The organism is Candidatus Defluviilinea gracilis, from assembly GCF_057138825.1.
This window is the reverse complement of record NZ_DBNHEF010000042.1, coordinates 21,520-45,407: the sequence shown is the minus strand read 5'-3', so window position 1 is coordinate 45,407 and position 23,888 is coordinate 21,520. Positions and strand designations below refer to the sequence as shown.

Here is a 23,888-nt window from a genome sequence, read left to right as displayed (position 1 = left end):
CGGCAGCAGACTCAACTGCTCCATTGCGTACGGCTTGAAGGTGAGGTTTCGGTTGTTCATCTCCCTATTGTATTAAACTTTTCCCCAACTGAGGAGGGGCTGTCCTCCCCTTTTTAGACAGCCCCTGTTCGTCGAAGAGGATGGGGTTATTTCGCGGCGCGGGGCCAGACCGCAAATTCCAGCGTGACGCGTTGGAAGTAACTATTTTGGGGCATCGAGCCCATTCCGTATTCCAAATCCACCACGGTGGCGAGGAGTTGCAGATTGGCGGTCTCCAACAGGATTTGTTCCCTCGGCTGAAGCAAGACCAACTCTCCCTTGGCTTCGAGCCGGTCGCGAATCTCCGGGTTGTTGAAGGCATGGTCAGACATCAGCACTTTGGTGGCGGTTTTGATATCGTTTTCCTCGAAGAGCCAGATTTCCAGCGCGGTGACCTTCTTCGGCTCGCCGACGCCGATCTTTTCACAAATGCCAACACCGAACTCGCCGAGGTACTTCCCCGCCTGCGTGTCGATGCTGAACGATTCATCGTACAGGTCGTAACCGTACACATACGTTGTTAGGGATTGCGTGATCGGGGGCTCAAGGCCATGTTGCTGATAATCGGTGCGCTCGATGCTCTTGTTGAGTTTGGTCGCTTCCATCGCCGGGGTGACCGTGCCGCTCCCTTTGCGGAACAAACGGAACAGATAGAATGCGGCAACCGCCAGGAGGATAGCAACCACCGCGATCGCTCCGTACAGGACGAACCGACCTATGCCGGAAGACACCGAACCAGAAGATGGGACCTCCGCGCCAGGCGTTTGGGGGTTTTGAATAGGCGCGCCTTTCACCGCCTGCACCAGCACCCCAAACTCTTGCACTTCCTGTGAGGTCAGGTTCCCCGGATCAGATTGCAAGCTGATATACGCGGGAGCGGCGGAGGCGCCGAGGCTGTCCCAACGGCGCATGGCGGCGTCCACATCGCCGGTCTTGTTATAGGAATCGATGGTCATCCGCAGGAAGTCTTGTTGCAAATCAAAGCGCATCACGTCCGGCGTGGTATCCACCACTTCAACGGGCCAAATTCCCCACGCGAACGTAATCCCAAGCGCCAAACCTAAAAGCACTCCGAGGATGAATACGATCCGATTATTCTTTAGAAGGTTTTTCACGATCGCGATTATCGCTTCCATAGCCTTTTCCTTTTTTCGCAGGTTTCGCTAATTATATACCATCCCACATTCAATACAACACCTGAATTACCTACCATGTCGCCCTGAGGGAGCGTTCTTCAGCGACCGAAGAGTCTCGATCGCAATAACAGAGATGCTTCGGGGCGCGAGGTGTCCCTCAGCATGACATGCCGTTATTGACTTACTTCCTCTCCATCAAATACAACACCCGTTCCGATTCGCGGATCTCAACCGCCTCTCGAATTGCGAAACGTTCAACAAATGCCGCTTCAAATCCCTCGCGTGTGTACGAGGGGAAAATATCTTTCCGCGAGGCGAGTAGTTTCTGCACTTGGCTATCTTGCTTCGGGACGAACTCGATCACCAGCCATTTTGTGGTTTCGGCAAAAAAGTCCGCGAGTTGAGGTAGCGGCACATTGTTTGAAATCGCGAGATGATGAATGACCGCCAGAGCCAGCGCCAGATCGGCGGGACCTCGCCCACCGAACGAATCGCGCTCACGGTTCGCCCAGCCGATGGCGGGACTCGGATTCGTCAGGTCTAATAATAGCGGCAAAAGATTCTCAGTTTTATCGTGCTTCATCTGCCGATAATTTTGTTCGACGGCGGCGGGATCAATATCGAACGAAACAACGAACGCGCTGTTCGCGCCAGCCACGCGGCTGAACTCGCCGTTGTTCGCGCCCAAGTCCCAGGTGAGCGCGGGCTTGAGTCGCGCCGACCATTCGCCCACGAGTTGCTTTTTGTGTTCAAACGCCGCGTCGGAATAATTGGTGATGTCGTAATAATTTCCCCATTCGGTGCCGCGCGGAGTCCAATCGAGTTTTTGAATCGTAGACTCGAGACTCTCGATCAAACCTGTCATCGCTTGTCGGCTCATCGAACCTCCACGCGACTTGACTTCCTCACCCGCATATTTTTTCTGCGCGCCCGCGTGAACGTGAATATGCGTAAGCAAACCAAAATTAAATCTTGTCTTCGTTGGGAGCAATTCGCTCGCAAGGTCAAGCGGCACGCCGTCAATGTAGGCGCGCAAAAGTTGACTCAAGCGCACGTCGCGCAATGCCATCAACGCCAGCGGCGCGAGAAAATGTTGGCAGAATTGTTTATATGCCACCCACGGCTGTCCCTCTTCATACACTTCAAACGACAACGTGTCGATCAACGTCGCTTTGCCGCGCACGAATTGCATGTTGTACGCGCTCGCGTCTTTCAACGACATGTCCGCTTTCAACGCGCGCTTTTGGATGGTCAACGTCGCCAGCGCGGCAGACTTCAACTGCCCGAACGACCATTCATACGGATACGAAATGAACGGCACGCGCTCAGGCTGGATGACTTTAAATGCTACATCCCCTTTAGGGGACGCTTCGCTCTCAGGGGCAACCTGATTCGCTTCGACATGCGGAATCAAAAACCCAGCCTTCACCAGCCTCTCGTACAACCCCGACTCCATCAAACGCGAATAATCGCGCTCGTAAGCGCGATTAATCTGTCGGTACAGGACTCCGCCTCGAGAAAACAAAAACCCGCTGGGGTCCCGAAAAGAAGCGGGTAGTCCTCCGCTATTCGTTTTCTGATTCGTCATCGTCTTCGGTCGGCTTCGGTTTGACTCCGAACCATCCTTTGATCTTGCTCCACGAGGCGCGGAATGCGACCCCTAAACCAAGCAGTGCGGCGATGGCGAGTTGAATCAAAAAACTGCCAGAGCCAGGATCGAGATATGGAAGAGGCGCAAAGTGCATGGTGACTCCTATTCAACTGTTTCGGGAATAATCGTTTCGAGCAGGAAAGTTTCCTGACAGTTCGTGCATTGCGCTTCGCGTTTGTTGGCGTACACAAGCAAGCCGTTGCATTTTGGGCAGGGCTGTTTGAGCGGGCGCTTCCACGAGGTGAAATCGCAATTCGGATAATTCGCGCATCCGTAGAACGTGCGCCCTTTGCGCGTTTTCTTTTCGACGATGTCGCCGCCGTCTTTGGGGCATTGCACGCCGATCTTGACGAGCCACGGTTCGGTGTAACGGCAATTGGGGAAGTTCGCGCACGAAATAAATTTGCCGAAGCGACCATAACGGATGACGAGATCGCCGCCGTCGGTGGGACAGATGCGCCCGATCTTTTCTGGCGCGCTTTTTGTGACGGGCATTTCTGCCTGCGCTTTTTTCAAGTCTTCCGCGAACGGATGATAGAACTCGTGCATCACTTCCGTCCACTCGGCTTGACCGTTCGAGATCATGTCGAGGTCTTCTTCCATACGCGCGGTGAATTTCAGGTCAACGATGTCGGGGAAGTATTCCACCATCAAATCATTGACTTGGATTCCGATCTCCGTCGGCACGAGTCGTTTTTCTTCGCGCAAGACGTATCCGCGCGCTTGGATCGTGGAGATCGTCGGCGCGTATGTGGACGGGCGACCAATGCCATCTTCTTCGAGCGCTTGCACAAGCGACGCTTCCGAATAACGCGGCGGCGGTTGTGTGAAATGTTGTTCGGGGATGAGGCGAATCAATTCCTGCTTTTGTCCCTCGGCAATGCCCGCAGGGATTTTGACATTCTCTTCCTCATCTTCTTCCGATTTTTTATCTTCGTTCTTGGCTTCTTCATACACGACCAAAAAGCCCGCGAACTTCACCGCAGAACCAGAGGCGCGCAATAAATATTCGTGCGCGCTTGTTTTGCCTGTCACTTCTACTTGTAGCGTGTCGTATACCGCCGCTTCCATCTGCGAAGCGACAAAGCGTTGCCAGATCAAACGATACAACTTGAACATGGCAGGCTCGAGAAATTCTTTCACCGATTCAGGTTCGCGCATCACCGAGGTTGGGCGAATCGCTTCGTGCGCTTCTTGCGCGTTGGCGGAGCGTTTTGTATATTGCGGCGGTTCGTCAGGCAAAAAGTCTGCGCCGTATTTTCCCGTCACATATTGCCGCGCTTCCTGTTGCGCGAGAGCGGAAACGTTGGTCGAGTCGGTTCGCATGTAGGTGATGAGACCCGTCGTGCCGCCGTTGCCCACGTCCTGCCCTTCATATAATCCCTGCGCCAGCGCCATCGTGCGTTTGGCGGTGAAGCCGAGTTTGCGCGAAGCCTCCTGTTGCAGGGTCGAAGTCGTAAACGGCGCGGCAGGCTTACGTCGGCGTTCGCCGCGCTTGACCTTCGTCACCGTGTACGCGGCAGTCTCCATATCCACAAGGATCGGCTTGACCGTTTCTTCGTTGGGCAGTTCGGGATCGGCATCGTCTATCTTCGCCAGCTTCGCAAGAAAATTGGATTTCAATCCCTCGGGCTGGAACTCGCCATGGATGGACCAATACTCGACTGGCACGAACGCTTCGATCTCACGTTCTCTCTCGACGATCAGCCTGAGCGCCACCGATTGAACGCGTCCCGCCGACAGGCGTCCGCGCACCTTCTCCCAGAGGATCGGGCTGATGCTGTAGCCGACCAAACGATCGAGCACGCGTCGCGCTTGCTGGGCATTCACCAAATCCATGTTGATGTCGCGCGGATGCGAGAACGCTTCTTTGATGGCGGGTTCGGTGATCTCGTGAAAGACGACGCGCTTCGTGCGCGCAGGTTCGATCTCTGCCGACTCGAGCAAATGCCACGAAATCGATTCGCCTTCGCGGTCGGGATCGGTTGCGAGATAAATCTCTTCGGCTTTTTGCGCCAACTTCTTGAGTTCTTTGACGACTTCTTTTTTCTCGTTTGGCACGCGATACTTCGGCGTGAAGCCGTTGTCCACATCCACCGATAACTGCGACTTCAACAAATCACGCACATGCCCCACCGATGCGCGGACTGTGTATCCCTTGCCGAGAAAACGACCGACGGTCTTCGCCTTCGCGGGCGATTCGACGATGACGAGTTTGCCGTCGCGCTTTTCCACCTTTGCCACCTTCTCAGGCTTCGGCGGCGGGACGAGTCCCGCGTGCGCGTCGGTCTTTCCCATGCGATATAGTTTTGTTCCACACACTGAGCAAGTGCCAATCGTGACAGGAGACGCCTTCGCGTTGAAACCCGCGACAGGGTCTTTCATCTCACGTTTGGTCTTGCATTTCATACAATAGGCTTCCATAAATTACCTTTACACCGTCATTGCGAGGGCGGTGTTCTTCCGCCCGAAGCAATCTCCAACACGTTGACGGAGATCGCTTCGTCGGGCTACGCCCTCCTCGCAATGACGAGTTACAAAAATTTCTCCTGTTTCGCTTTCTTCAACTTTTCCACAACATCGCGCACGCGCTGGGCTTGATCCGCTTTGCAGACCAACAGCACGTCGCCCGAATCTACCACAATCACGTTATCCATACCAATAGTGACCATCAAGCGTCCGTTATTTGCGCTGTAGACGAGCGTGTGATGCGAATCGATTTCGATATGCTCGGTATTGACCGCGACATTTCCATTCGCGTCTGGCATCAACACTTCGAACAACGAATCCCACGCGCCCACGTCGCTCCAACCGAGTCCGCCCGCGGGAAGGACTGCAACTTTCTCCGCGTGTTCCATGATCCCGTAATCAATCGTCTGGCTTTTCAGCCCCGACCAATGCTCTTGTATCACAGCCTCGCGTTTTGGAGTATCCCACGCGGACGAAATTTCGCTAACAACTTTGAAGAGTTCGGGCATTTGACGTTCAACTTCGGCGAGAATCACGTTTGTTTTCCAAACGAACATGCCGCTGTTCCATGAATGGTCGCCGCTTTGAAGCAACTGTTGCGCGGTGACTTCATCGGGCTTCTCTTTGAATCGCTTCACTGTGTAGACAGGATATTTGTATTCGTCAGGCAATGGCTCGCCTTGTTGAATATACCCATATCCAGTGGATGGAAACGTCGGTGTGATTCCCAGCGTGACGAGATACTCTTTTTCCGCCACATCGAATGCAGAAGCGATGAGGTACTTGAACAGATCCTTGTTGCGGATGTGATGGTCCGCTGTTTGGATCGTCATCATCGCTTGCGGATCGCGCTTTTGCAAAACCGCCGCCGCCAATGCTACCACAGACGCCGTCCCGCGCGGCGCAGGCTCGATCAAATAGTTCTCTTTGGGGATGGCAGGGACTTGTTCCTGCATCACACGCGCTTGCTCTGCAACGGTGACGATCAAGATTCGTTCAGGCGGAAACAACGCCTCCAGCCGCGCAACCGTGCTTTGAAAAAGAGTCTCTTTGCCGAGCAAAGGCAATAATTGTTTCGGCGTTTCTTTGCGTGAGAGAGGCCACAGACGAGTCCCCCCGCCTCCAGCCATGATGACAGCGTATGTGTGTGGATTCATTAGCAAATATTTTGATCCCAGAGTAATTCGGTGGTTGAGTAGTCCCGCGATGCTCGTCGCGGGACGTATCGAAACCACCACGTCGTAAAGCAATTCTTGTTACAAAATTCCTCTTGAACATCGTTGGTTTCGATACGGGTCTCGCTATCGCTCGCCCCTACTCAACCAACGGAGCACTTATGTTTTATATTCCGATTGTACCTCACGCACTGCGACGTAATTCATACCACCGACCTGCCTTACCATTCCTTTCAATTCCATAAGCGCCAGAGACGCGGACACTTTCTCGATGGGCAACTCGGATTGATTGCGGATCTCGTCAATCTGCATCGGCTCGTTCGTCAACACAGTTAATAGTTTTGCTTCGATTGCATCAGAGGGCATGATCTTACGTGCGGCTTTGTGTTCACCGACGCGCGTGATGTCTAATGCTTGCATCAAATCGTTGACGCTCAACAGCGGAAGCGCGCCGTTTTGGATCAATTTATTCGTGCCTTTGCTTTGCGGCGCAAGGATACTCCCAGGGACGGCGAAGACTTCACGTCCCTGCTCGGCGGCAAACTCGGCGGTGATCAATGCGCCGCTTGTCTCGCCCGCCTCTACGACAACGACTGCAAGCGACAAGCCCGAAATGATTCGGTTACGCGGCGGGAAGTTCGACGCGTCGGGCGGCGTGCCTGGCGCGTAATCGCTGATGATTGCGCCGCGCTCCATCATTTGTTCCGCGAGCGCGCGATGTTCAGGCGGATAGATCTTGTCCACACCCGAACCCAACACGCCAATTGTTCGTCCGCCCGCCTTCAACGTGGATTGATGCGCGACCGCGTCCACGCCGCGCGCCAGTCCGCTGATGACGGTCATGCCGTTCGCCGCGAGAAAAGCGGACAACTCTTCGGTGATCTGTCGTCCATACGGAGTCACTCGCCGCGTGCCGACGATGGCAACTGCGAATAGATCATCAGGCAGATATTCACCGCGGATGTACAACACAGGCGGAGGCTGGTCAATTTCTTTCAGTCGCTGCGGATACGCTTCATCCTGCCATGTCAGGATTTTGATTCCTTGCTTTTCGATTTTGTCCCAGACTTTATCAAGGTCGACATTTTCGCGCGCTTGCACCACGCGCTCGATCACCTTCAACCCCAAGCCTGCCTCAGCCAATTCGTTCGGCGCGGCTCCCCACGCGGACTCCAAGTCGCCGAAGTACGCGACCAGTCCCTGCATGCGGACTGCGCCGATGCCTTTGATCAAGTTGAAGCCGACCCAGAATTTTTTGTCGTCCATAAATTTGATTCTAACTCGGTGGTTGAGTAGTCCCGCGTGCTTTTCGCGGGGCGTATCGAAACCACAGGTACGCATACAATTTTTTGTAACAAGAGTTGCTTTACGGCATGGTGGTCTCGATACAGGCTCCGCCCTACTCGACCACCGTATCGTTTCCCCCGCAGTTTAACTGCGGGGGAACAAACTACTCGACCACCGTTATAAACCATCCAACAGATGAACCCTCACCAAACGGCGGGCAGGCTGAAGGTCCAGAATGACCGAGGGAATCGCGGGGAGGAGAATCTCCTTGCCTGAGTCATCCCGCACTACATAGACATCGTTCGCGCCTGTCTCCAGAATCTCGACCAACTCGCCAAGCGGATTGTCGTTTTCATCCACAACTTTGAATCCGATCATTTCGTGCTGATAGATCGTGCCCGCTGGCAGTGGAGGCGCATCCGCTTTTTTGACGAAGACCCATTGATTGCGAAACATCCCCGCGTCTTCGGGCGTTTCAACATTTTTGAATTTCACAAGCAGACCCGATTGATGCGGGCGCGCGCTGGCAAGAGTGACGGGCTTGTGTTCGTCGCCGACAAAAAGTTTTCGCCCGCTCTTCATGCGTTCGGGGAAATCCGTGTGCAAGTCCATGATGATCTCGCCGTGCAACCCATGCGGACGCCGTAAAAATCCCACGCTCAAATAAAGCGGCTCGCCTTTCGGCGAGCCTGTGACTTTTTCTTTTGCCATTATTCTGGCTCGACCACATCGAGCGTGGCTTGCTTGCCTTCGCGCTCCGCCGCCACTCGCAACAACGCGCGGATGGAGTTGGCGACCTTGCCGCCTTTGCCGATGACGCGCCCCATGTCGTCTTTCGACACGCTCAACTCGATGCGCGCGCGCGAACCGCCTCCCGATTGAGTCACGTGCACTTCCTCAGGATGATCCACTAACGACTTTGCGATGTACTCGATTAATTCTTTCATCGTATTGCGCTCTTTACGAAGTACACAATACGCAGTATTTCTTACTTCGTACCGCGTATTGCGTAATCAATAAATTTACTTCTTCACTTCTTTGCGTTTGGCTTCCGCCTCGTCCGCTTCTTTGACGAGCGTTTCAACTGCCTCGCCCTTCTTGAAGCGTTCCCAGCGGTCGAGCGTGCCAGAGGCTTTGAACACCTGCGCCACCGACTCGGTCGGCAACGCGCCGTTCTTCATCCAGTGATACACGCGGTCTTCTTTTAAATGGACTGTTGCAGGTTGGGTGCGGGGATTATAAAAGCCCAGAATTTCCAGAAACTTGCCATCACGAGGGGACTCTTTGTCCGCGGCGACGACGCGATAGGTGGGCTGACCCTTCAAACCGATACGACGTAAACGTAAACGAACCATCTTGCTTTTCTCCTATAAATTTTTGTGCATCCGCTGGCGTTAGAGAACGCCAACTACGCGACACATTTTGATTTACGTTTCAGGCAGGCATAGAGAGGTGTGTGTGAAAGGAACACATGCGGGCTGAAATCGCAGTCGCCATTTTACCAGACTTTCTCCCCGCTCATTTGCCTATCTTCTGCCAGCCGTTTTCCGCCTCGCAGGCTTGGAAGTTCGATAGCCCGCGTTCTTCTCGCCGACTTGCTTCTCAGGCACAAGCGAGATCAACGTTCGCAAGGCGCGGTTTACGCTCTCCGAATCAGGGAACCGCGCCGCGACATCGGCGTCAAGCAAAATCACCTTTTGCAGAGAATCAAAACTCTGCCTGGTGATCGTGCCGTCTGCATGACGGACATGAACCGAGTGAGCCTGCTTCGGTCCAAGATAATATTTGCCTCGCGCGCCCTTCTGCCCCTTGAAATCATATTCAGGGAGCATGTCGTCATCAAAAGTTTTAGATGTGTTATTCGCCTTCTTCATATAAATTTCTTTCAAGTTGAGTCGCCTTGCGACAACTGATCATTCGGATGAACACGCCTTCGGATGTCTCTTCTCTTTCCAAATGGACAACCAGCAAAAGTCTTTCGTTGAACGATGTGCCTATGCTGATCAACCGCTCTTCATGACGCGAATGAGACTCATCGTCAAACGTAATAATGAACGGGTCGTAAAAAATTGTCTTGCCTTCGTCGAAACTCACTTTATGTTTCGCCAGATTACTGCGCGCTTTATTGTCGTCCCACTGAAAAATATACTTCATGTCCAAATTATACCCCTCAGGTTTACAGAATCGGTAACGTGAACGAAATCCTCGTCCCCTGCCCCATTTCGGATTCCGCCCAAATCTTGCCGCCGTGCGCCTCAACCAGATATTTCGCAATGGACAGCCCCAGCCCCATCCCACCCGAATCGCTGGATTTGTAGAATCGGTCGAAGATACGACTCAGATCGTCGGCTTGGATTCCCTCCCCGCTATCTTGGACGAAGACCGTCACGCTTCGAATCTCAGGGACAGCTGATTCAGTCACCCCAACCTTTATCTCCCCTCTGCTTGGGGTATATCTCACCGCATTCGCCACGATATTCGTCAACACCTCGCGGATGCGCAATGGGTCAATTTCAATTGCTTCCACATCATCTAGTTGAAACTCAAACCTGAACTTCTTTTCATTTGCCCGTGATTCAAAACCCGAAAGGACTTCACGAATCAACAAACCCAAATCGGTCGCCTCGCGCTTCAATTGCAGTGACCCGCTTTCGGCGAGCGCGAGAGTCCGCAAGTCGTCCACCAGCCGCGAAAGGATTTGCGTCTCATCGTACAGCGACTTCAATCGCTCCGTATCCGCCGCGTAGACTCCGTCAATCATCCCTTCGAGGTTGCCCTGCATGATCGTGATCGGCGAGCGGAGTTCGTGGGAAATATCCGCCAGCATGTTGCGGCGTTGTTTATCGTTCAACTCCAATTTCTGTGCCATCGAGTTGAACTCCCGCAACAACGCGCGGACTTCAAACGGTCCCCGCTCCTCCACGCGCACGGCAAAGTCGCCATCCGCCACGCGGCTCGACGCTTCGAGCAATTCATCCAACGGCATGGACATTCGCCGCAAATTGCGAACGGCAAAAAATACAGTTGCTATCAAAATGAGGAAGCCGATAAACCCAAACGGCACGATGAAACCTGGGCGATCCATTGGCGGCATCATCGGCGGCATGTTATGAAATTCAACGAATGGATCGAGGAAGAATCGCAGCATCGCCATCACGCCGATGCACGCGAAGAAACTGAACAGGATGAAAAAACATCCCATCCTGCGGAAGAAAGGTTTGCCGCGCATGTGACGCCAACGTTTGGGGGGCCATTCTTCGTTGTCGGGCCACCAAGGTGGTTTGGAGCGGTGAGGGTGGGAGTGGGTCATTTCATTCATACTTCGGTGGTTGAGTAGGCGGCGTTCGTCCGCCGTATCGAAACCACCAGTTACAGACATACTCTTCAAACAGAAATTGCTTTGCTTACATGCTGGTTTCGATACGCCCTTCGCAACGAACGCTCAGGGCTACTCAACCAGCAGAGGCATCTTATTTATCCGAAAATTTGTATCCAACGCCGTACACAGTCAACACATACTTCGGCTCGCTCGCTTTGACTTCCACTTTGCGGCGGATGTTTTTGATGTGCGCGTCAATGGCGCGTTCATAAGATTCAAATGCCACGCCGTGAATCGCATCCAACAATTGGGCGCGGGTGAAGACTCGCCCAGGCTGGCGGGCGAGGGTGGCGAGCAATTCAAATTCGGTGGGAGTCAACTCTTCGATCTCGTGCTTCTCAGCAGTGACACGCATCCGCGGCACATCGAGAGTGAGGTCTGCCACGCGGATCATTTCTGAGCTCATGCTGGTCGCATTCTCAATCCGTCGAAACATTGCACGGACACGCGCCACCAATTCTTTCGGGCTGAATGGCTTGGTCATATAATCGTCCGCGCCGAGTTCGAGCCCGATGAGTTTGTCCGATTCGTCGGCGCGGGCGGTGAGCATGATGATCGGCGCGTTGGATGTTTTGCGAAACTCGCGGGTGAAATCCAGCCCATCGAGCTGAGGCAGGCCGAGGTCCAGAATGACCGCGTCGGGTTTATCCGTTTTTGCATGCGACAAGGCATTCTTCCCATCATGCGCGATCAAAACGCCAAATCCCGCGCGTTCGAGATAATCGCGCACGAGTTGGGTGATCTTGGGTTCGTCGTCTACAACGAGGATGGTTTTCATGGTGAGGGATGGTCGAGTTTCCACTTTCTACTTTCATTGGTGAAGAAAGTGGAAAGTGGAAAGATCGTGAGGCGGAGAATCTTGCCGCCTCACGACCATTATACGTTCTTATTCTTTCTTTTCTTCGGCCGACTCACCGTGCGCTTTCTTATGCCACTCATCGAACATTGGCGGGACGTTGTGCTCGCCCCAGCCATGACGACCTCCCCAGCCCCAGCGCGGACCCCACATCATCACGCGGAATGACTTGAGCGCGAGGACAAGCAGGAAGATGCCAACGAGGGGAATCAAGCATCCGAAGCCAAATCCGAATGGATGATGACCGCGCATCCCGTATCCATACTCGTAATGCGGATACGGCATGGGCATCCCTTCGCCCGAAGGCGCTTCGATGGTGATCGGCGAGCCTTGGGCGACTCCCGCCTGAAACGCGAAGAAGCCGATGGCGGCGATGACCGCCAGCAAGACCAACCCCGCAACGACACGTAGTGCAATTTTTCCGTTCATGTTTACTCCTTTGTTTTGAACTGATGCTCGGAGTATAGGAGTCGGTTGTGAATTCGGTGTGAAGAGAGGAGGGAACTTTGTAGTTCGTAAATTCCACAGTTTCCCATCATTCCCAACAATGCTATAATCGCCCCATGCAAGCGTTCGCCCCTTTCCCCAAAAATATCTCACGCAACGCATTGACCCGCCTGCGCGACGATTTGTCGCGCCGCGAGTCGGTCTTGCAAGCGATGATCCAACGCTTTGAGACGCAATACAACGTGTCGTTGGAATCGCTTGAGACGCGCCTCGCAGAAGGAAAAGGACGGGAGCACCCCGACTGGGAAGATTCCATCGAGTGGCGAAATGCGCTTGACGCTTTAAAGCAAGCAGACCTGATGAAGCGGGTGCTGGAATGGCTGCTCCAATCGAAGCCGCATTAAACCGTTTCGTCGCAACCTGCGCTCTTGTCGTCTCGGTACATGATCTTCTGACCAAGTGGCGGATTCAACTTAAGGGCGGCTATATTCTCGATATTTACTTCAACGAGAGCAACGATAAATACTCTTACACTCTCACACAGGGCGAGAAGCGAATTTTAGGCTGGGATAATGCCCCTCATCATTCCGATCTGTCAAGTTTTCCTCATCACTTTCATAACGCAGACGGAATCGTTGCCATTTCGGCGCTAACTGGTGATCCCAATAACGACCTGGAAATTGTTCGTTTGGAAATCGAGCGATTTTTGAAGGAGATGAACTATGAGTGATCTATATACCCTAAAGCATGGAGACCTCTTCGTTGAGTTCACGCGCTTTATTGCCATGCATCCCAAATTCAGCGAACAGATTCCCGATGGCGCGGAAGTCATTTTGCTCGATTCCCGCGACAAGGGCTATACGCGCTTTATGCTCAAGCACGCCCCAAAGAAAGATGTAAATGTTGTTTTTGTGGATGTTGGCGAACTTGCTCCTATTCGTTCTCGCGTAAAAAATCCAAAAGTTATCTCACGTGAGACGGCGAGGAAGGTCAGCACAAAGAACGGGAACTCCTCGCGTACCCGCAAGGCAAACTTGCGCTTTCAGCCCACGGATGTGGAGGGTGTATAATCTTCCTAGCGATGAAAAATGGCACACGCGGAAGCGTTTGCAGATGCTTATCATCTGCCTGAGGTGAACCATGAACATGGTGACAGTTAACGAGGCAAAACGCAATCTCGACTCGCTGATCAAGAAAATCTTTTCAGACGCCGAGCCGACGATTATCACGACCGAAACGGGTCAGCAAATTGTCCTTCTATCTTTGGATGAATTCAATTCATGGCAGGAAACAGCCTACCTGTTGTCTAATCCTGCAAACGCCGCGCGTCTTCGAAAGTCCATGGCGGAGGCGCAAGCAGGAAAGGTAACCGAGCGCGAACTGGATGAGGCATGAGGCTGGTCTTCACCGAATCGGCTTGGGAGGATTATCTATGGTTTCAGGAGAAAGATCGCCAGCTACTGAAACGGATCAATCAACTGATCAAAGACACAGTACGCACACCATTTGAAGGGATTGGAAAACCCGAAGCGTTAAAGGCGGACCTATCGGGTTATTGGTCTCGACGAATTGACGACGAACATCGTCTGGTTTATGGGGTATCAAAAACAGATCTCGTGATTATTTCCTGCCGCTATCATTACTCGAAGTAAAGCGATGCCCAACATGGCTGTTGTTACAAAACTCAACAAAGCAAAACGACACCGTTGCCACACGCGCTCTTTTCGCAAGACGTTGCGATGGATGAAATCCAGCGCGCATCGAAAGTATCGCCGCTCAGCCAAGCAGGCTATCAAAACGGGACAGGAAATAGATGAGAAGCCGCGCTTGACTTCGTGGGATGTTGTGTAGGAGAAAATGCTCCCTCGGTGAATTCACTACGACCAGCTCAATTCGGTTGTGACTTCGGTGTGAAGAGAGGAGGGAGGAAAGCTGCGAGACGGGCATGGCATGGCATAACAGGGCATCACATTGTTAGGAGTCAGTTCCTATGAAAAAATCAACAGCAGCGATTAGTGCAATCTTCATTACCAGCATTTTCATCCTTGCTTGTTCATCGGCGTACCTGCCCAGCCTGGCAACGGCAACCCCTCAAACAATCATCACTATCCCGCCCATGCCGACCGAGTTTTTCACTCAGCCTCCTCCAGCGGATACGCCTGAATCTGGAATAGGGTTGGAAAACGAAAATCTCCTGGCAGGACTACCCGATGGATTCAAGATCGGCTATCAGGCAGAGCAGGGAAATGAAACCATCACCGAGATGATCGCAGAAAACGAGACTGTCGAAGACTGGACAACCATGGTCACGGTTCTGGTTTATCTGGGCGAAAAGAATACCACCCCGCAACAAGCCCAAGAGACCATGACGAATCGCTGGTTCGGCGCGTGTGAGAACAGCGAGTCTTATCCTGTAGCCGATGGCGTTGAAAACGGATACAACTTCGTGCTTTGGATGTTATATTGCCCCTTGAACCCGTCCACGCAAAAAGTGGAGTTTACTTACATGAAGGCGATTCAAGGCAACGACAGTTTTTATCTTGTGCAAGTCGCCTTCAGGCATAAACCGTCAGAGGATGAAATTACACAATGGATGAACTACTTGCGTGATGTGAAAGTCTGCGATTCGAGAATCCCCGAGCGGGCTTGTCAATAAATCTCAGCAAAAAAGTAGGTCACGCTTTAAGCGTGACCTACAACATTAATCAGCCAAACCGCAATCACGCGACTATCAAACTACCCAACTAATAAACTATCCAACTAACCCCCAAACAACCTCCCCAATCCTTTTCCTCCCGTCTTCGTCAACATCTTCATCATCTTCTGCGCTTCGCGGAACTGTTTGATCAGGCGGTTCACATCCTGCACTTCCATGCCAGAGCCAGCCGCGATGCGACGTCGGCGTGAGGCGTTCAAAATGTCAGGGTCGCGGCGTTCTTTCAATGTCATTGAATGGATGATGGCTTCGGTCTGCTTGAAATTCTTTTCGATATCCTTCGGGTCAATCTGACGCGCGGCTTGTCCCATTTGCCCAGGCAACATGTCCATGATCTGCGCGAGCGGTCCCATCTTTTTCATCTGCTTCATTTGGTCGAGCCAATCTTCGAGCGAGAACTGTCCCTTCATCATGCGCTCGGCAGATTTTTGCGTCACTTCCTGATCGAACGCGGCTTCGGCTTTTTCGATCAAGCCGATCATGTCGCCCATGCCCAAAATGCGAGACGACAACCGCGCGGGGTCATATGTTTCGAGGGCATCCAATTTTTCACCCGTGCCGATAAACTTAATCGGCACACCCGTCACCGAACGGATCGAGATCGCCGCGCCGCCGCGCGAATCGCCATCCATTTTCGTCATCACCAATCCCGTGATCGAAACGTTATCGCGGAATCCCTGCGCGATGTTCAACGCTTCCTGCCCGATCATTGAGTCGACCACGAGCAACGTCTCCACAGGCGGGACTTTCGCCACGATGGACTTTAACTCGCTCATCAACTCCGCGTCCAACTGCGACCGTCCAGCGGTATCCACGATCACGACGCCGTATCCGCCCTTTTGGGCTTTTTCGAACGCGCGTTGGACGAGTTCTGGCGGCTTGACATTCAAATCAGACTCAACGGGGACATCAATCCGTTCGCCGAGTTGTTGCAGTTGAGTCACCGCGGCGGGGCGATACGGGTCGCCTGCGACGAGCATTACCCGCTCCCCTTTTGAACGCAGCATCTTTGCGATCTTGCCCGCGTGAGTCGTTTTACCCGATCCCTGCAAACCCACCATCATAATCACATGCGGCTTGGGACCAAAGAATTTCAGCGGCGCGGGTTCGCCGAGAGTCGCGATTAACTCTTCGTTGACTATTTTGATTACTTGTTGACCTGGAACCAACGCCTTCGACACTTCCGCGCCGACGGCGCGTTCACGCACACGCGCGATGAATGTTTTGACGACGCTGAAATGCACGTCCGCTTCGAGCAGGGCAAGGCGCACTTCGCGCATCGCCGCGTCCACATCCGCTTCGGAGAGTTTGCCGCGTCGGCGCAGTTGGTCGAATACTTGGTTGAGTCGTGAGGTGAGGTTTTCAAACATAGGTCAATTATACGTCATCAAGTTGAAGGGGAGATAAAGTCGAAGAGGGCGAACCAGACCGACGCCAAGAGAGAAGCGCGGCTCTTCCCGTTCTTGTTCCGCAAACTTTACGTCCGTCGCCCTTTCGAGTTACGTCACCGCGCTCGGGCTTAATAGGCGATTAGACGACAAACAGAATCGTACAATCTGGGGCTGTTGACATCCCACCTTGAAGGGGATAAAATCTCTCTACAAATTACGAAAAGACCTTCTCAAAGGAGTAGCAATGTTAGAAGAAATCAACACTCAGGTTATTGTAGGAACCGATACGCCCCAGATCACCCTCTCCAGCGCCGCATCGGATGCTGTCAAAAATATCCTTGCCGAACGTCAATTGGAAGGTTACGCTTTGCGCGTGTATGTTGCAGGCGGCGGTTGTTGTAGTGTGAACTTCGGCATGGCGTTAGATAACAACTTCCGCGATCTAGACACCACGCTCGAACTGAATGGCGTCAAAGTGGTGATCGACGAAGTTTCGATGGAATACCTTCACGGCGCGACGATCGATTTCATCGACGACCCTGAACGCGGCGCCGGCTTCGCAGTGGATAGCCCCAACGCAAAAGGGCACGGGCATGAGCACGGAGAAGGCGGTTGCGGTTGCGGCGGTTCATGCTCCTGCCAAAACTAACCGCTAAACGAAAAGAAAAAAGACCGATCTCTCGGTCTTTTTTTTATCTGCCGCGCAGGTATGAGATGACCGCGCCCATAAACCCCACCAATCCCAACAAGACAATAGCCAGCCCGGCAGGAATTGGCGGTTGCGCTTCGGTCACATCGCTGAAGGTCGGCGGCTCGATCACAGCAGGTGGAGTGAATGTCGGTAAGCGGGTTGCTGTTTGCTGACCGATAAAAGCCGCCTCCAGTGTCGGGTTGATCGTCGGCGTTGAAGCAAGCGTTGGTGTGGCAGGAATTTCTTCTAGCAGTAGAACCGCGCCCGGAGATAAAGATACATATAACCCGAATATCCATGCCGTTGAACCCGGCACGCCCGGATAATAGATCTTAATCCAATCCTCCCGGCCTTGCGCGCGCGTCAGCGCGGGAACTGTCTCGCCGGCTACCAAAACCCCCACTGCGGGATAATCAAAAGAGCTGGGTCCCGCATAAACACGGACTTGGGGAATACTTGGGTCAACCTTGACCGTTGGACCTGCGGGCGTGCCTGTCACGGTCGGAATACTGCCGGTCGGCTGTTGCGCGCGGACAACCGCCGGCTCTGTATAATCGAACAAAGCCAGCAGGAGGCAAACAACAATAATAAAGAAAACAGGGAATACCCGGACTTTACGAGCGTTCATCTTCGCGCGGTAAATGAAAAAACCAGCCCGATCAAGCCGAACACGCCGAGGATCATAATGAATATACCGGATGGAACCCCGGACGGTGAAACCGGCGCGCCTTCCTCAAACGACAACTCGGTCATCGGCGGAGGAGGCGTAAAGGTCGGCAACCGCGTCACCGTCGGCGTGAGGTGGAATTGGGCGGCAAGGGTTGGGTCCACCGTATTGGTGATTAGCGGCGTCGGTGTCGGAGGCGACTCGACGACCTGCAATTCGCCGCCAGAGACCGCCACATACGAAGCGTACACCCATCCGATACCGCCCTCATAAGAAATTTGGATCCATTCCCGTCCCGGCGAAATTCCCAGCGCGGGGAAGACATCGCCCGGGAAAATTTGCCCGACAATATCGTAGAAGGTTCCGGGCCCATTGCGGACATTCATTGGGTCGGTGTACGTCACGGTGATGACGATGCCGCCCGGGGTAGGCGCATCTTGATAAGCCTCCGCCTGCCCCGCCAGCGGAAACATGACCAACCCCGCGCAAAGAGCGGCGAGCAAGATTGAGAAAGACTTAAACCAAATTTGTTTCATTACGTATAACTTCTGTGAGAGACAAAACGCGACGACTCGTAGTCGTCGCTGATGAAGCGGATTATAATCGAAATCATGGACAGACGAATTTTTCACGGAAGTATAAAACCTGCCGATCTTGCGCATGCGCTTTTGGCAGAATTCAACCGCGGCAATATGCTTGCGCAAACCGTCGGCGGGCCGGAGAAGATGTCAGTACAGATCGCCACGCGAACGGGTTCCATGTCGGGCGGGCAGACCGCGCTCACGGTCAACATCCAAAAAACCGAGGATGGGATCATGGTTCAGGTGGGCGAGCAAGCGTGGCTGGGAGTTGCGGCGAGCCTCGGTCAGACGGCGTGGTCGGCGCTGAGGAATCCGTTCAATCTGCTTAGTCGACTGGACGATCTGGCGCAGGATGTTGAAAGCATCCAGCTTAGCGACAGGGTCTGGAAGTTGATCGACCGAACCGTCGCCGCTTTTGGCGCGTCACACGAGCTCTCTGAACGCTTTGCCCGCCTGACGTGCGATTACTGCGGTGTGGCAAACCCGGTAGGCGAGGGGGCGTGTCTGGCGTGCGGCGCGCCGCTCGGCGACGCCCAACCCAGCGCATGTAGGGCGTGCGGCTTTATCGTGCGGGGCGACGAAGCGGTTTGCCCGAATTGTGGACAAAAACTCCATTAGGCGACCTGCCTGTCGGTTTTGAAATTGTAAGTTTGCCGCCTTGCAGTTTTTTGTCTCCGCTTCTATAATACTCGCAAAAGTTGCAAATCAAAATGCGCGGTACAGGAAAATGACGAAACTGAATCTGGACCTGTTGGAAGCCAAATTACAATCACTCGTTGAAAACCAATTGGTTGGGATCTTACCGGGTTTGAAGTTGGAGGACCGGGTTATCCAACGCCTCTCTGCGGCGTTAAAACAAAATATCATCGATAAAAAAGACGCGGAGGGCGTTGCGCCAAATGTTTTTACGCTCATCGTCGCCCCCGAATCTTCCCCCATGTGGAAGGAACAGCGCACGCTCGATACACTCAAAGCCATTATTACCACAGCCGTGCGAGATTCCGGGTTGAAATTCACCGGCAACCCCACGATTACAATCTCAACAGACGACAAATATACGAACGACGATATTAGCGTGGTTGCCTCGCATAAACTTGAACCGGTCGCCGATACACAGGGCATGGAAAATAAAGGCGGGGTCACCAAAGAACTCGAAGATGACGCGTATGTGCCGGATAATGCCTTCCTAATCGTCGAAGGCGTGAAAGTGTTCCCGCTCACCGAGCCGGTTGCCAATATTGGGAGACGGTTAGACAATCAACTCGTCATCGATGATCCGCGGGTTTCGAGAAATCATGCCCAATTGCGCTCCATCAAAGGGAGATTCGTGTTGTTCGACCTAAATTCCACCGGCGGCACGTTTGTCAATGGACAGCGCACCAGCCAGACCGTGCTCTACCCCGGAGATGTGATTTCCCTCGCCGGCGTGGCGCTCATCTTTGGGCAGGACAATCCTCCTGTGCGCCCCGATATGGCGGAAACCTCTCCTTTGAATCCCAACGGTATAGGCAATAGCGAACGCCCCACCGCATTAGTGGACCAAAAAACAGTCGACATTAAAACAGACCGCCTGAAACAAGAACAACAAGGACGATGATCGCTACCGTTGTTTTGGTTCTTCGGTTTGCGCTGTCGATCGCGCTTTATGTATTTCTTGGCTGGGCGCTGTGGACGCTCTGGCGGGAACTTGACCAGCAAGGAAAAGCGCTCGCTGTTCAGAAAAAACCGCGGATTTCTCTGCGTTACAAACCGGAATGGGGAAACGATCGCACTCTTTCTTTTTTGCAGTCGGAGATCATCATCGGCAGGCATGCCTCTTGCGACGTTTCGCTGATGGACGAAACCCTGTCTGCCCAGCACGCGCGCATCACATATCATCACCGTCAATGGTGGCTGGAGGATTTGAATTCCACGAACGGCACCAGCCTCAACGAGAATCCGCTCACGACGCCGACGGTCGTGATCTCGGATGACGAATTCCAATGCGGAAACGTTGCGTTCGTGATCCGCATCGACACCGAAGAACCGATTTCCACCCAATAGGATATGAATAAAACCATGGCAGACACCATCAAACTTGCCGTCATCGGCGGTTCGGGCTTGTATGAAATTCCCGGTCTCCAACACGCGCGGGAACAAGCGATCGATACCCCGTTCGGGAAGACCAGCGCGCCGATCGTCACTGGGACTCTTGAAGGCGCTCCGGTGGCTTTCCTCGCCCGTCACGGGATCGGGCATCACATCACGCCAACGGAAGTGCCGTATCAAGCCAATATCTTTGCGTTGAAATCCCTCGGCGTGGAGCGGATCGTCAGCATCAGCGCATGCGGGTCGCTGAAGGAAGAGTTTGCGCCGGGGCATATTGTCATCCCTGACCAACTCTACGACAATACACGCCTGCGCCCGCGTTCATTCTTCGGCGAAGGGTTTGTGGCGCACGTCAGCGTGGCAGACCCGTTCTGTGGGGATTTTTCTTCCCAAGTTGAATCAGCCGCGCGGGAGGCGGGAGGCGTTGTGCATAAGGGAGGGGCATTCATCACGATCGAGGGTCCGCGCTTTTCCACGCGCGTCGAGTCGAATACTTTCCGCTCCTGGGGCATGTCGATCATCGGGATGACCGCGGCGCCCGAGGCTTTTCTGGCGCGCGAGGCTGAAATCTGCTACGCAACGATGGCGCATGTGACCGATTACGATGTCTGGCATGTGAGCGAGGAACCTGTCACTGTGGACATGGTCATCCAAACCTTGAACCGAAATACATCGCTGGCGCAAGAAGCGATTCGCGCGCTCGCGCGGAACTTCACGGCAGAACGCAACTGCGATTGCGAACGCGCGCTTGCTACCGCGCTCATCACGCGCAAAGACGCCATCCCTGCCGAGACTCGTAGAAAATTAGACCTGCTCGCGCATAAATATCTCGAAGAATGAATCGCGTTATCCAAAGCAACCTGCTGAAATTAGCGGCTGTCTTTCTTGTTTTACAGTCCATCATCCTTACGCTTGCGCCCGCCGTCAAGATGCGAACGCTCGATGCCGATTTGCGATTCTCGCATTGGATCGCTTTGTTCGTTTGGGGGTTGCTTGTTTTTCTGATCCACCGCGCCATCGTTAAATACCTGCCAGACGCCGACCCGTTCCTCTTCCCTACCGCCGCGCTACTGAGCGGATGGGGCTTGCTCGCCATCTGGAGGCTGGACGCTTCCAATATCGGGCCGCGCCAGGCGCTATGGCTTGTGGTTAGCCTGCTTGTTTTTTTGCTGGGCTTGCGCCTCTCCTCGCAACTTGTTTTTCTGCGCAGGTATAAATATCTCCTGTTTGCCGGCGCGCTGGCGCTTGTGGGGCTCACATTATTTTTTGGAACCAACCCCATCGGTATCGGTCCGAAATTATGGTTTGGTTGCTGTGGGTTATATTTTCAGCCCTCCGAACCGCTCAAACTTTTGCTGGTGGCATATCTTGCGGCTTTTCTGGCAGACCGCATCGCGTTAGGCGGAAGAATGCTGGCAATCATCATGCCCGCTTTCATCATCAGCAACCTGGCAGTATTATTGCTCCTCTTCCAACGCGATTTGGGCACCGCCTTGATCTTTATGGCGCTCTACACGATCATCATCTACCTTGCCACCGGGCGGCGCCGAGCCATATTGGTCAGTGTCTTATTTATCGCCCTGTTTGGAATCGCCGGGTATTACTTCATTGGGGTCGTGCAGGCGCGTATCGACTCCTGGCTTCATCCATGGGATGACCCGATCAGCGGTTCGTATCAGATCATTCAGGCTTTGCTTGCCGTCGCAAACGGGGGCATCGAAGGGCGCGGACCCGGGTTGGGCAACCCCGGGATCATCCCTGTGGCAGGATCGGATTTCATCTATGCGGCAATAGCGGAGGAAACGGGTCTTTTCGGGACCCTCGGCCTGCTTGCCCTCTTCATCTTGATCGTCGGGCGAGGTTTTCGCGCGGCTTTGCGCGCGCCAGATCTCTTTCGACGGTTGTTCGCGGCGGGAATCACCTCGTACTTTGGCATTCAGGCATTGCTGATCGTCGGGGGAAATATTCGCCTCCTGCCATTGACCGGTGTTACGCTTCCCTTTGTTTCCTATGGCGGCTCATCCCTGTTGGTTTCGTATATCGGGTTGTTGTTTCTCATGCACATTAGCAACCACTTGGACGAAGAACCCGCGCCTCTACAAAATCATCAACCTTACCTTTTCGTGAGCGGCGTTCTCTCATTGGGGTTGTGTATTGCCGCGCTCGTAACCGGATGGTGGTCTGTCGTTCGCGGACCAGATTTATTGACCCGCGTGGATAATCCTCGGCGAATGATCGAAGATCAATTTGTGCGGCGGGGCGCGCTCCTGGATCGTTCCGATACCATTATCACCACCACCATTGGCAAGGTTGGCGAATTGGAACGCTCGTATAAATACCCCGATCTTGCGCCTGTGACCGGTTACAACCACGCCAAATACGGGCAGGCTGGGCTGGAAGCGTCGCTCGATGAATACCTGCGCGGCAATAAAGGCACGCCGGCGACTACCATTTGGTGGAACCACCTGCTCTACGGCATGTCGCCCACAGGGTTGGATGTGCGGTTGACGATCGATCTCTACCTGCAATTTCGCGCCGATGAAATGTTGCTGGGTCATTCCGGCGCGGTGGTGATGATGAACGCGCAGACAGGCGAAATCCTTGTGATGTCTTCGCATCCTACGTTCAATCCAAATCACCTGAACGAGATCGGGCAGAGCCTGACCAGCGATCCCGATCAGCCGTTGATTAACCGCGCCACCCAGGGGCTATACCCCACCGGCTCGGTTATCGATCCGTTTGCCGCGGCTTTGTTTGGCAGACAATTTGTTACAAGCGAGGAACTTTCGTCTTTGCATGAGTCGATGGGTTTTCTACAGCCGCCGCAACTTGAATTGCCGGCGGCTGAGTCGCTTTCTACCAGTGAGCTTGAACATTTCCATGTGTCGCCTCTGCAAGTTGCGCTGGCATCTGCCGCGTTGAGCAATCATGGGGTTATCCCCGCGCCGAGTATCGCATCGGCGGTCAATACTCCAGTGGAGGGTTGGGTGGTGCTCCCGGTGTTGGGAACGCCGGTGAGGGCGATGCAGGCGGAAATGGCGGATGAGGCGTCTTTGTCGTTCATCCAGAAGGGCGACAATTTTTGGTCGCATCTTGGGAAGGCTAGCGAGGGCGATACATCCGTAACGTGGTTCCTGGCTGGCACGCCGGGGAACTGGCAGGGCACGCCGTTCGTCGTGGTGGTATTGATCGAGGAAGATAATGAGCGCCTTGCCGAGCGGGTCGGCCGCGAACTCATTGTGGATGCGATGAGTCCATAGTAGCGCCTGCCAAGATGTTTTATTTGGCGATAAACGAAACAGGGGTATCGAGCAG

30 protein-coding genes are annotated in these 23,888 nt (G+C 53.7%); 13 read left to right on the top strand and 17 right to left on the bottom strand.

The annotated features are described in order from the left end of the window. Positions 1–146 precede the first annotated feature (146 nt). The 14 genes from AC16KF_RS05355 to AC16KF_RS05290 form a co-directional block, all read right to left on the bottom strand. Entirely contained in the window at positions 147–1,175 is a 1,029-nt protein-coding gene (locus AC16KF_RS05355) for a hypothetical protein (RefSeq protein ID WP_484036267.1), read from the bottom strand. A 181-nt stretch (positions 1,176–1,356) separates the two neighbouring features. Continuing rightward, the gene (locus AC16KF_RS05350) at positions 1,357–2,763 is read right to left on the bottom strand and encodes an SAM-dependent methyltransferase (RefSeq protein WP_484036266.1); all 1,407 of its coding nucleotides are present in this window, start codon (positions 2,761–2,763) and stop codon (positions 1,357–1,359) included. After that, entirely contained in the window at positions 2,741–2,920 is a 180-nt protein-coding gene (locus AC16KF_RS05345) for a hypothetical protein (protein WP_484036265.1), read from the bottom strand. Before AC16KF_RS05345 ends, AC16KF_RS05350 begins: the two co-directional genes overlap by 23 nt. Positions 2,921–2,928: 8 nt before the next feature. Next, positions 2,929–5,235: a type I DNA topoisomerase gene (gene topA, locus AC16KF_RS05340; protein WP_484036264.1), complete on the bottom strand. Its 2,307-nt coding sequence runs from the start codon at positions 5,233–5,235 to the stop codon at positions 2,929–2,931. 125 nt (positions 5,236–5,360) lie between these two features. Continuing rightward, positions 5,361–6,452, bottom strand: a complete 1,092-nt coding sequence (locus tag AC16KF_RS05335) for a mannose-1-phosphate guanylyltransferase (RefSeq protein WP_484036263.1) — start codon at positions 6,450–6,452, stop codon at positions 5,361–5,363. Between the two features lie 177 nt (positions 6,453–6,629). Beyond that, the gene (gene dprA, locus AC16KF_RS05330) at positions 6,630–7,736 is read right to left on the bottom strand and encodes a DNA-processing protein DprA (RefSeq protein ID WP_484036262.1); all 1,107 of its coding nucleotides are present in this window, start codon (positions 7,734–7,736) and stop codon (positions 6,630–6,632) included. Between the two features lie 198 nt (positions 7,737–7,934). Continuing rightward, positions 7,935–8,468 carry a ribosome maturation factor RimM gene (gene rimM / locus AC16KF_RS05325; protein ID WP_484036261.1) on the bottom strand — a complete coding sequence of 178 codons (534 nt, stop codon included), beginning with the start codon at positions 8,466–8,468 and terminating at the stop codon, positions 7,935–7,937. Continuing rightward, positions 8,468–8,704, bottom strand: coding sequence for a KH domain-containing protein (locus AC16KF_RS05320; protein WP_484036260.1), 237 nt, complete (start codon positions 8,702–8,704; stop codon positions 8,468–8,470). Before AC16KF_RS05320 ends, rimM begins: the two co-directional genes overlap by 1 nt. A gap of 75 nt (positions 8,705–8,779) precedes the next feature. Further along, positions 8,780–9,112, bottom strand: a complete 333-nt coding sequence (gene rpsP, locus AC16KF_RS05315) for a 30S ribosomal protein S16 (protein WP_484036259.1) — start codon at positions 9,110–9,112, stop codon at positions 8,780–8,782. A 171-nt stretch (positions 9,113–9,283) separates the two neighbouring features. Further along, a complete protein-coding gene (locus AC16KF_RS05310; protein WP_484036258.1) occupies positions 9,284–9,631 on the bottom strand; it encodes a hypothetical protein in 348 nt (115 codons plus the stop codon). Further along, positions 9,615–9,911: a BrnT family toxin gene (locus AC16KF_RS05305; protein ID WP_484036257.1), complete on the bottom strand. Its 297-nt coding sequence runs from the start codon at positions 9,909–9,911 to the stop codon at positions 9,615–9,617. The genes AC16KF_RS05310 and AC16KF_RS05305 overlap by 17 nt, the downstream gene beginning before the upstream one ends. 22 nt (positions 9,912–9,933) lie before the next feature. Then, the gene (locus AC16KF_RS05300) at positions 9,934–11,067 is read right to left on the bottom strand and encodes a sensor histidine kinase (RefSeq protein ID WP_484036256.1); all 1,134 of its coding nucleotides are present in this window, start codon (positions 11,065–11,067) and stop codon (positions 9,934–9,936) included. Positions 11,068–11,227: 160 nt separating this feature from the next. Further along, complete coding sequence (locus AC16KF_RS05295) at positions 11,228–11,938, bottom strand: response regulator transcription factor (RefSeq protein WP_484036255.1); 711 nt, start codon at positions 11,936–11,938, stop codon at positions 11,228–11,230. 84 nt (positions 11,939–12,022) lie between these two features. Further along, on the bottom strand, positions 12,023–12,421 hold the full coding sequence (locus tag AC16KF_RS05290) for a hypothetical protein (RefSeq protein WP_484036254.1): 399 nt from the start codon (positions 12,419–12,421) through the stop codon (positions 12,023–12,025). 134 nt (positions 12,422–12,555) lie between these two features. Between AC16KF_RS05290 and AC16KF_RS05285 the strand changes: the two genes are divergently transcribed. From AC16KF_RS05285 to AC16KF_RS05255, 7 genes are all read left to right on the top strand, one after another. Further along, positions 12,556–12,843, top strand: a complete 288-nt coding sequence (locus tag AC16KF_RS05285) for a hypothetical protein (protein WP_484036253.1) — start codon at positions 12,556–12,558, stop codon at positions 12,841–12,843. After that, positions 12,816–13,169 carry a toxin-antitoxin system TumE family protein gene (locus AC16KF_RS05280; protein WP_484036252.1) on the top strand — a complete coding sequence of 118 codons (354 nt, stop codon included), beginning with the start codon at positions 12,816–12,818 and terminating at the stop codon, positions 13,167–13,169. The genes AC16KF_RS05285 and AC16KF_RS05280 overlap by 28 nt, the downstream gene beginning before the upstream one ends. Then, positions 13,162–13,509: a DUF5647 family protein gene (locus AC16KF_RS05275; RefSeq protein WP_484036251.1), complete on the top strand. Its 348-nt coding sequence runs from the start codon at positions 13,162–13,164 to the stop codon at positions 13,507–13,509. The genes AC16KF_RS05280 and AC16KF_RS05275 overlap by 8 nt, the downstream gene beginning before the upstream one ends. 70 nt (positions 13,510–13,579) lie before the next feature. Continuing rightward, a complete protein-coding gene (locus AC16KF_RS05270; RefSeq protein ID WP_484036250.1) occupies positions 13,580–13,834 on the top strand; it encodes a type II toxin-antitoxin system Phd/YefM family antitoxin in 255 nt (84 codons plus the stop codon). Beyond that, complete coding sequence (locus tag AC16KF_RS05265) at positions 13,831–14,091, top strand: Txe/YoeB family addiction module toxin (protein WP_484036249.1); 261 nt, start codon at positions 13,831–13,833, stop codon at positions 14,089–14,091. Before AC16KF_RS05270 ends, AC16KF_RS05265 begins: the two co-directional genes overlap by 4 nt. 13 nt (positions 14,092–14,104) lie before the next feature. Further along, the gene (locus AC16KF_RS05260) at positions 14,105–14,290 is read left to right on the top strand and encodes a hypothetical protein (protein ID WP_484036248.1); all 186 of its coding nucleotides are present in this window, start codon (positions 14,105–14,107) and stop codon (positions 14,288–14,290) included. Positions 14,291–14,429: 139 nt separating this feature from the next. After that, the gene (locus AC16KF_RS05255; protein WP_484036247.1) at positions 14,430–15,095 is read left to right on the top strand and encodes a hypothetical protein; all 666 of its coding nucleotides are present in this window, start codon (positions 14,430–14,432) and stop codon (positions 15,093–15,095) included. A gap of 104 nt (positions 15,096–15,199) precedes the next feature. On the opposite strand, the gene ffh is transcribed toward AC16KF_RS05255, so the two are convergent. Beyond that, on the bottom strand, positions 15,200–16,525 hold the full coding sequence (gene ffh / locus AC16KF_RS05250; protein WP_484036246.1) for a signal recognition particle protein: 1,326 nt from the start codon (positions 16,523–16,525) through the stop codon (positions 15,200–15,202). 265 nt (positions 16,526–16,790) lie between these two features. Between ffh and AC16KF_RS05245 the strand changes: the two genes are divergently transcribed. Then, complete coding sequence (locus AC16KF_RS05245) at positions 16,791–17,195, top strand: HesB/IscA family protein (protein WP_484036245.1); 405 nt, start codon at positions 16,791–16,793, stop codon at positions 17,193–17,195. Between the two features lie 43 nt (positions 17,196–17,238). Here the strand turns inward: AC16KF_RS05245 and AC16KF_RS05240 are convergent, their stop codons facing one another. Together AC16KF_RS05240 and AC16KF_RS05235 are read right to left on the bottom strand one after the other, a co-directional pair. Next, positions 17,239–17,865 carry an SH3 domain-containing protein gene (locus tag AC16KF_RS05240; protein WP_484036244.1) on the bottom strand — a complete coding sequence of 209 codons (627 nt, stop codon included), beginning with the start codon at positions 17,863–17,865 and terminating at the stop codon, positions 17,239–17,241. Next, complete coding sequence (locus AC16KF_RS05235; protein ID WP_484036243.1) at positions 17,862–18,440, bottom strand: SH3 domain-containing protein; 579 nt, start codon at positions 18,438–18,440, stop codon at positions 17,862–17,864. Before AC16KF_RS05235 ends, AC16KF_RS05240 begins: the two co-directional genes overlap by 4 nt. 75 nt (positions 18,441–18,515) lie before the next feature. On the opposite strand from AC16KF_RS05235, the gene AC16KF_RS05230 reads away from it, so the two are divergent. The 5 genes from AC16KF_RS05230 to AC16KF_RS05210 all read left to right on the top strand — a co-directional run bounded on the left by AC16KF_RS05230 (position 18,516) and on the right by AC16KF_RS05210 (position 23,833). Beyond that, a complete protein-coding gene (locus AC16KF_RS05230; RefSeq protein ID WP_484036242.1) occupies positions 18,516–19,103 on the top strand; it encodes a zinc ribbon domain-containing protein in 588 nt (195 codons plus the stop codon). A gap of 109 nt (positions 19,104–19,212) precedes the next feature. Continuing rightward, on the top strand, positions 19,213–20,082 hold the full coding sequence (locus AC16KF_RS05225; protein WP_484036241.1) for an FHA domain-containing protein: 870 nt from the start codon (positions 19,213–19,215) through the stop codon (positions 20,080–20,082). Then, positions 20,079–20,528 (top strand): FHA domain-containing protein, encoded by a 450-nt coding sequence (locus AC16KF_RS05220; RefSeq protein ID WP_484036240.1) that lies wholly within the window; start codon positions 20,079–20,081, stop codon positions 20,526–20,528. Before AC16KF_RS05225 ends, AC16KF_RS05220 begins: the two co-directional genes overlap by 4 nt. A gap of 15 nt (positions 20,529–20,543) precedes the next feature. Beyond that, positions 20,544–21,413 carry an S-methyl-5'-thioadenosine phosphorylase gene (gene mtnP, locus AC16KF_RS05215; RefSeq protein ID WP_484036239.1) on the top strand — a complete coding sequence of 290 codons (870 nt, stop codon included), beginning with the start codon at positions 20,544–20,546 and terminating at the stop codon, positions 21,411–21,413. Next, positions 21,410–23,833, top strand: coding sequence for an FtsW/RodA/SpoVE family cell cycle protein (locus AC16KF_RS05210; protein ID WP_484036238.1), 2,424 nt, complete (start codon positions 21,410–21,412; stop codon positions 23,831–23,833). The genes mtnP and AC16KF_RS05210 overlap by 4 nt, the downstream gene beginning before the upstream one ends. Positions 23,834–23,888 lie beyond the last annotated feature (55 nt).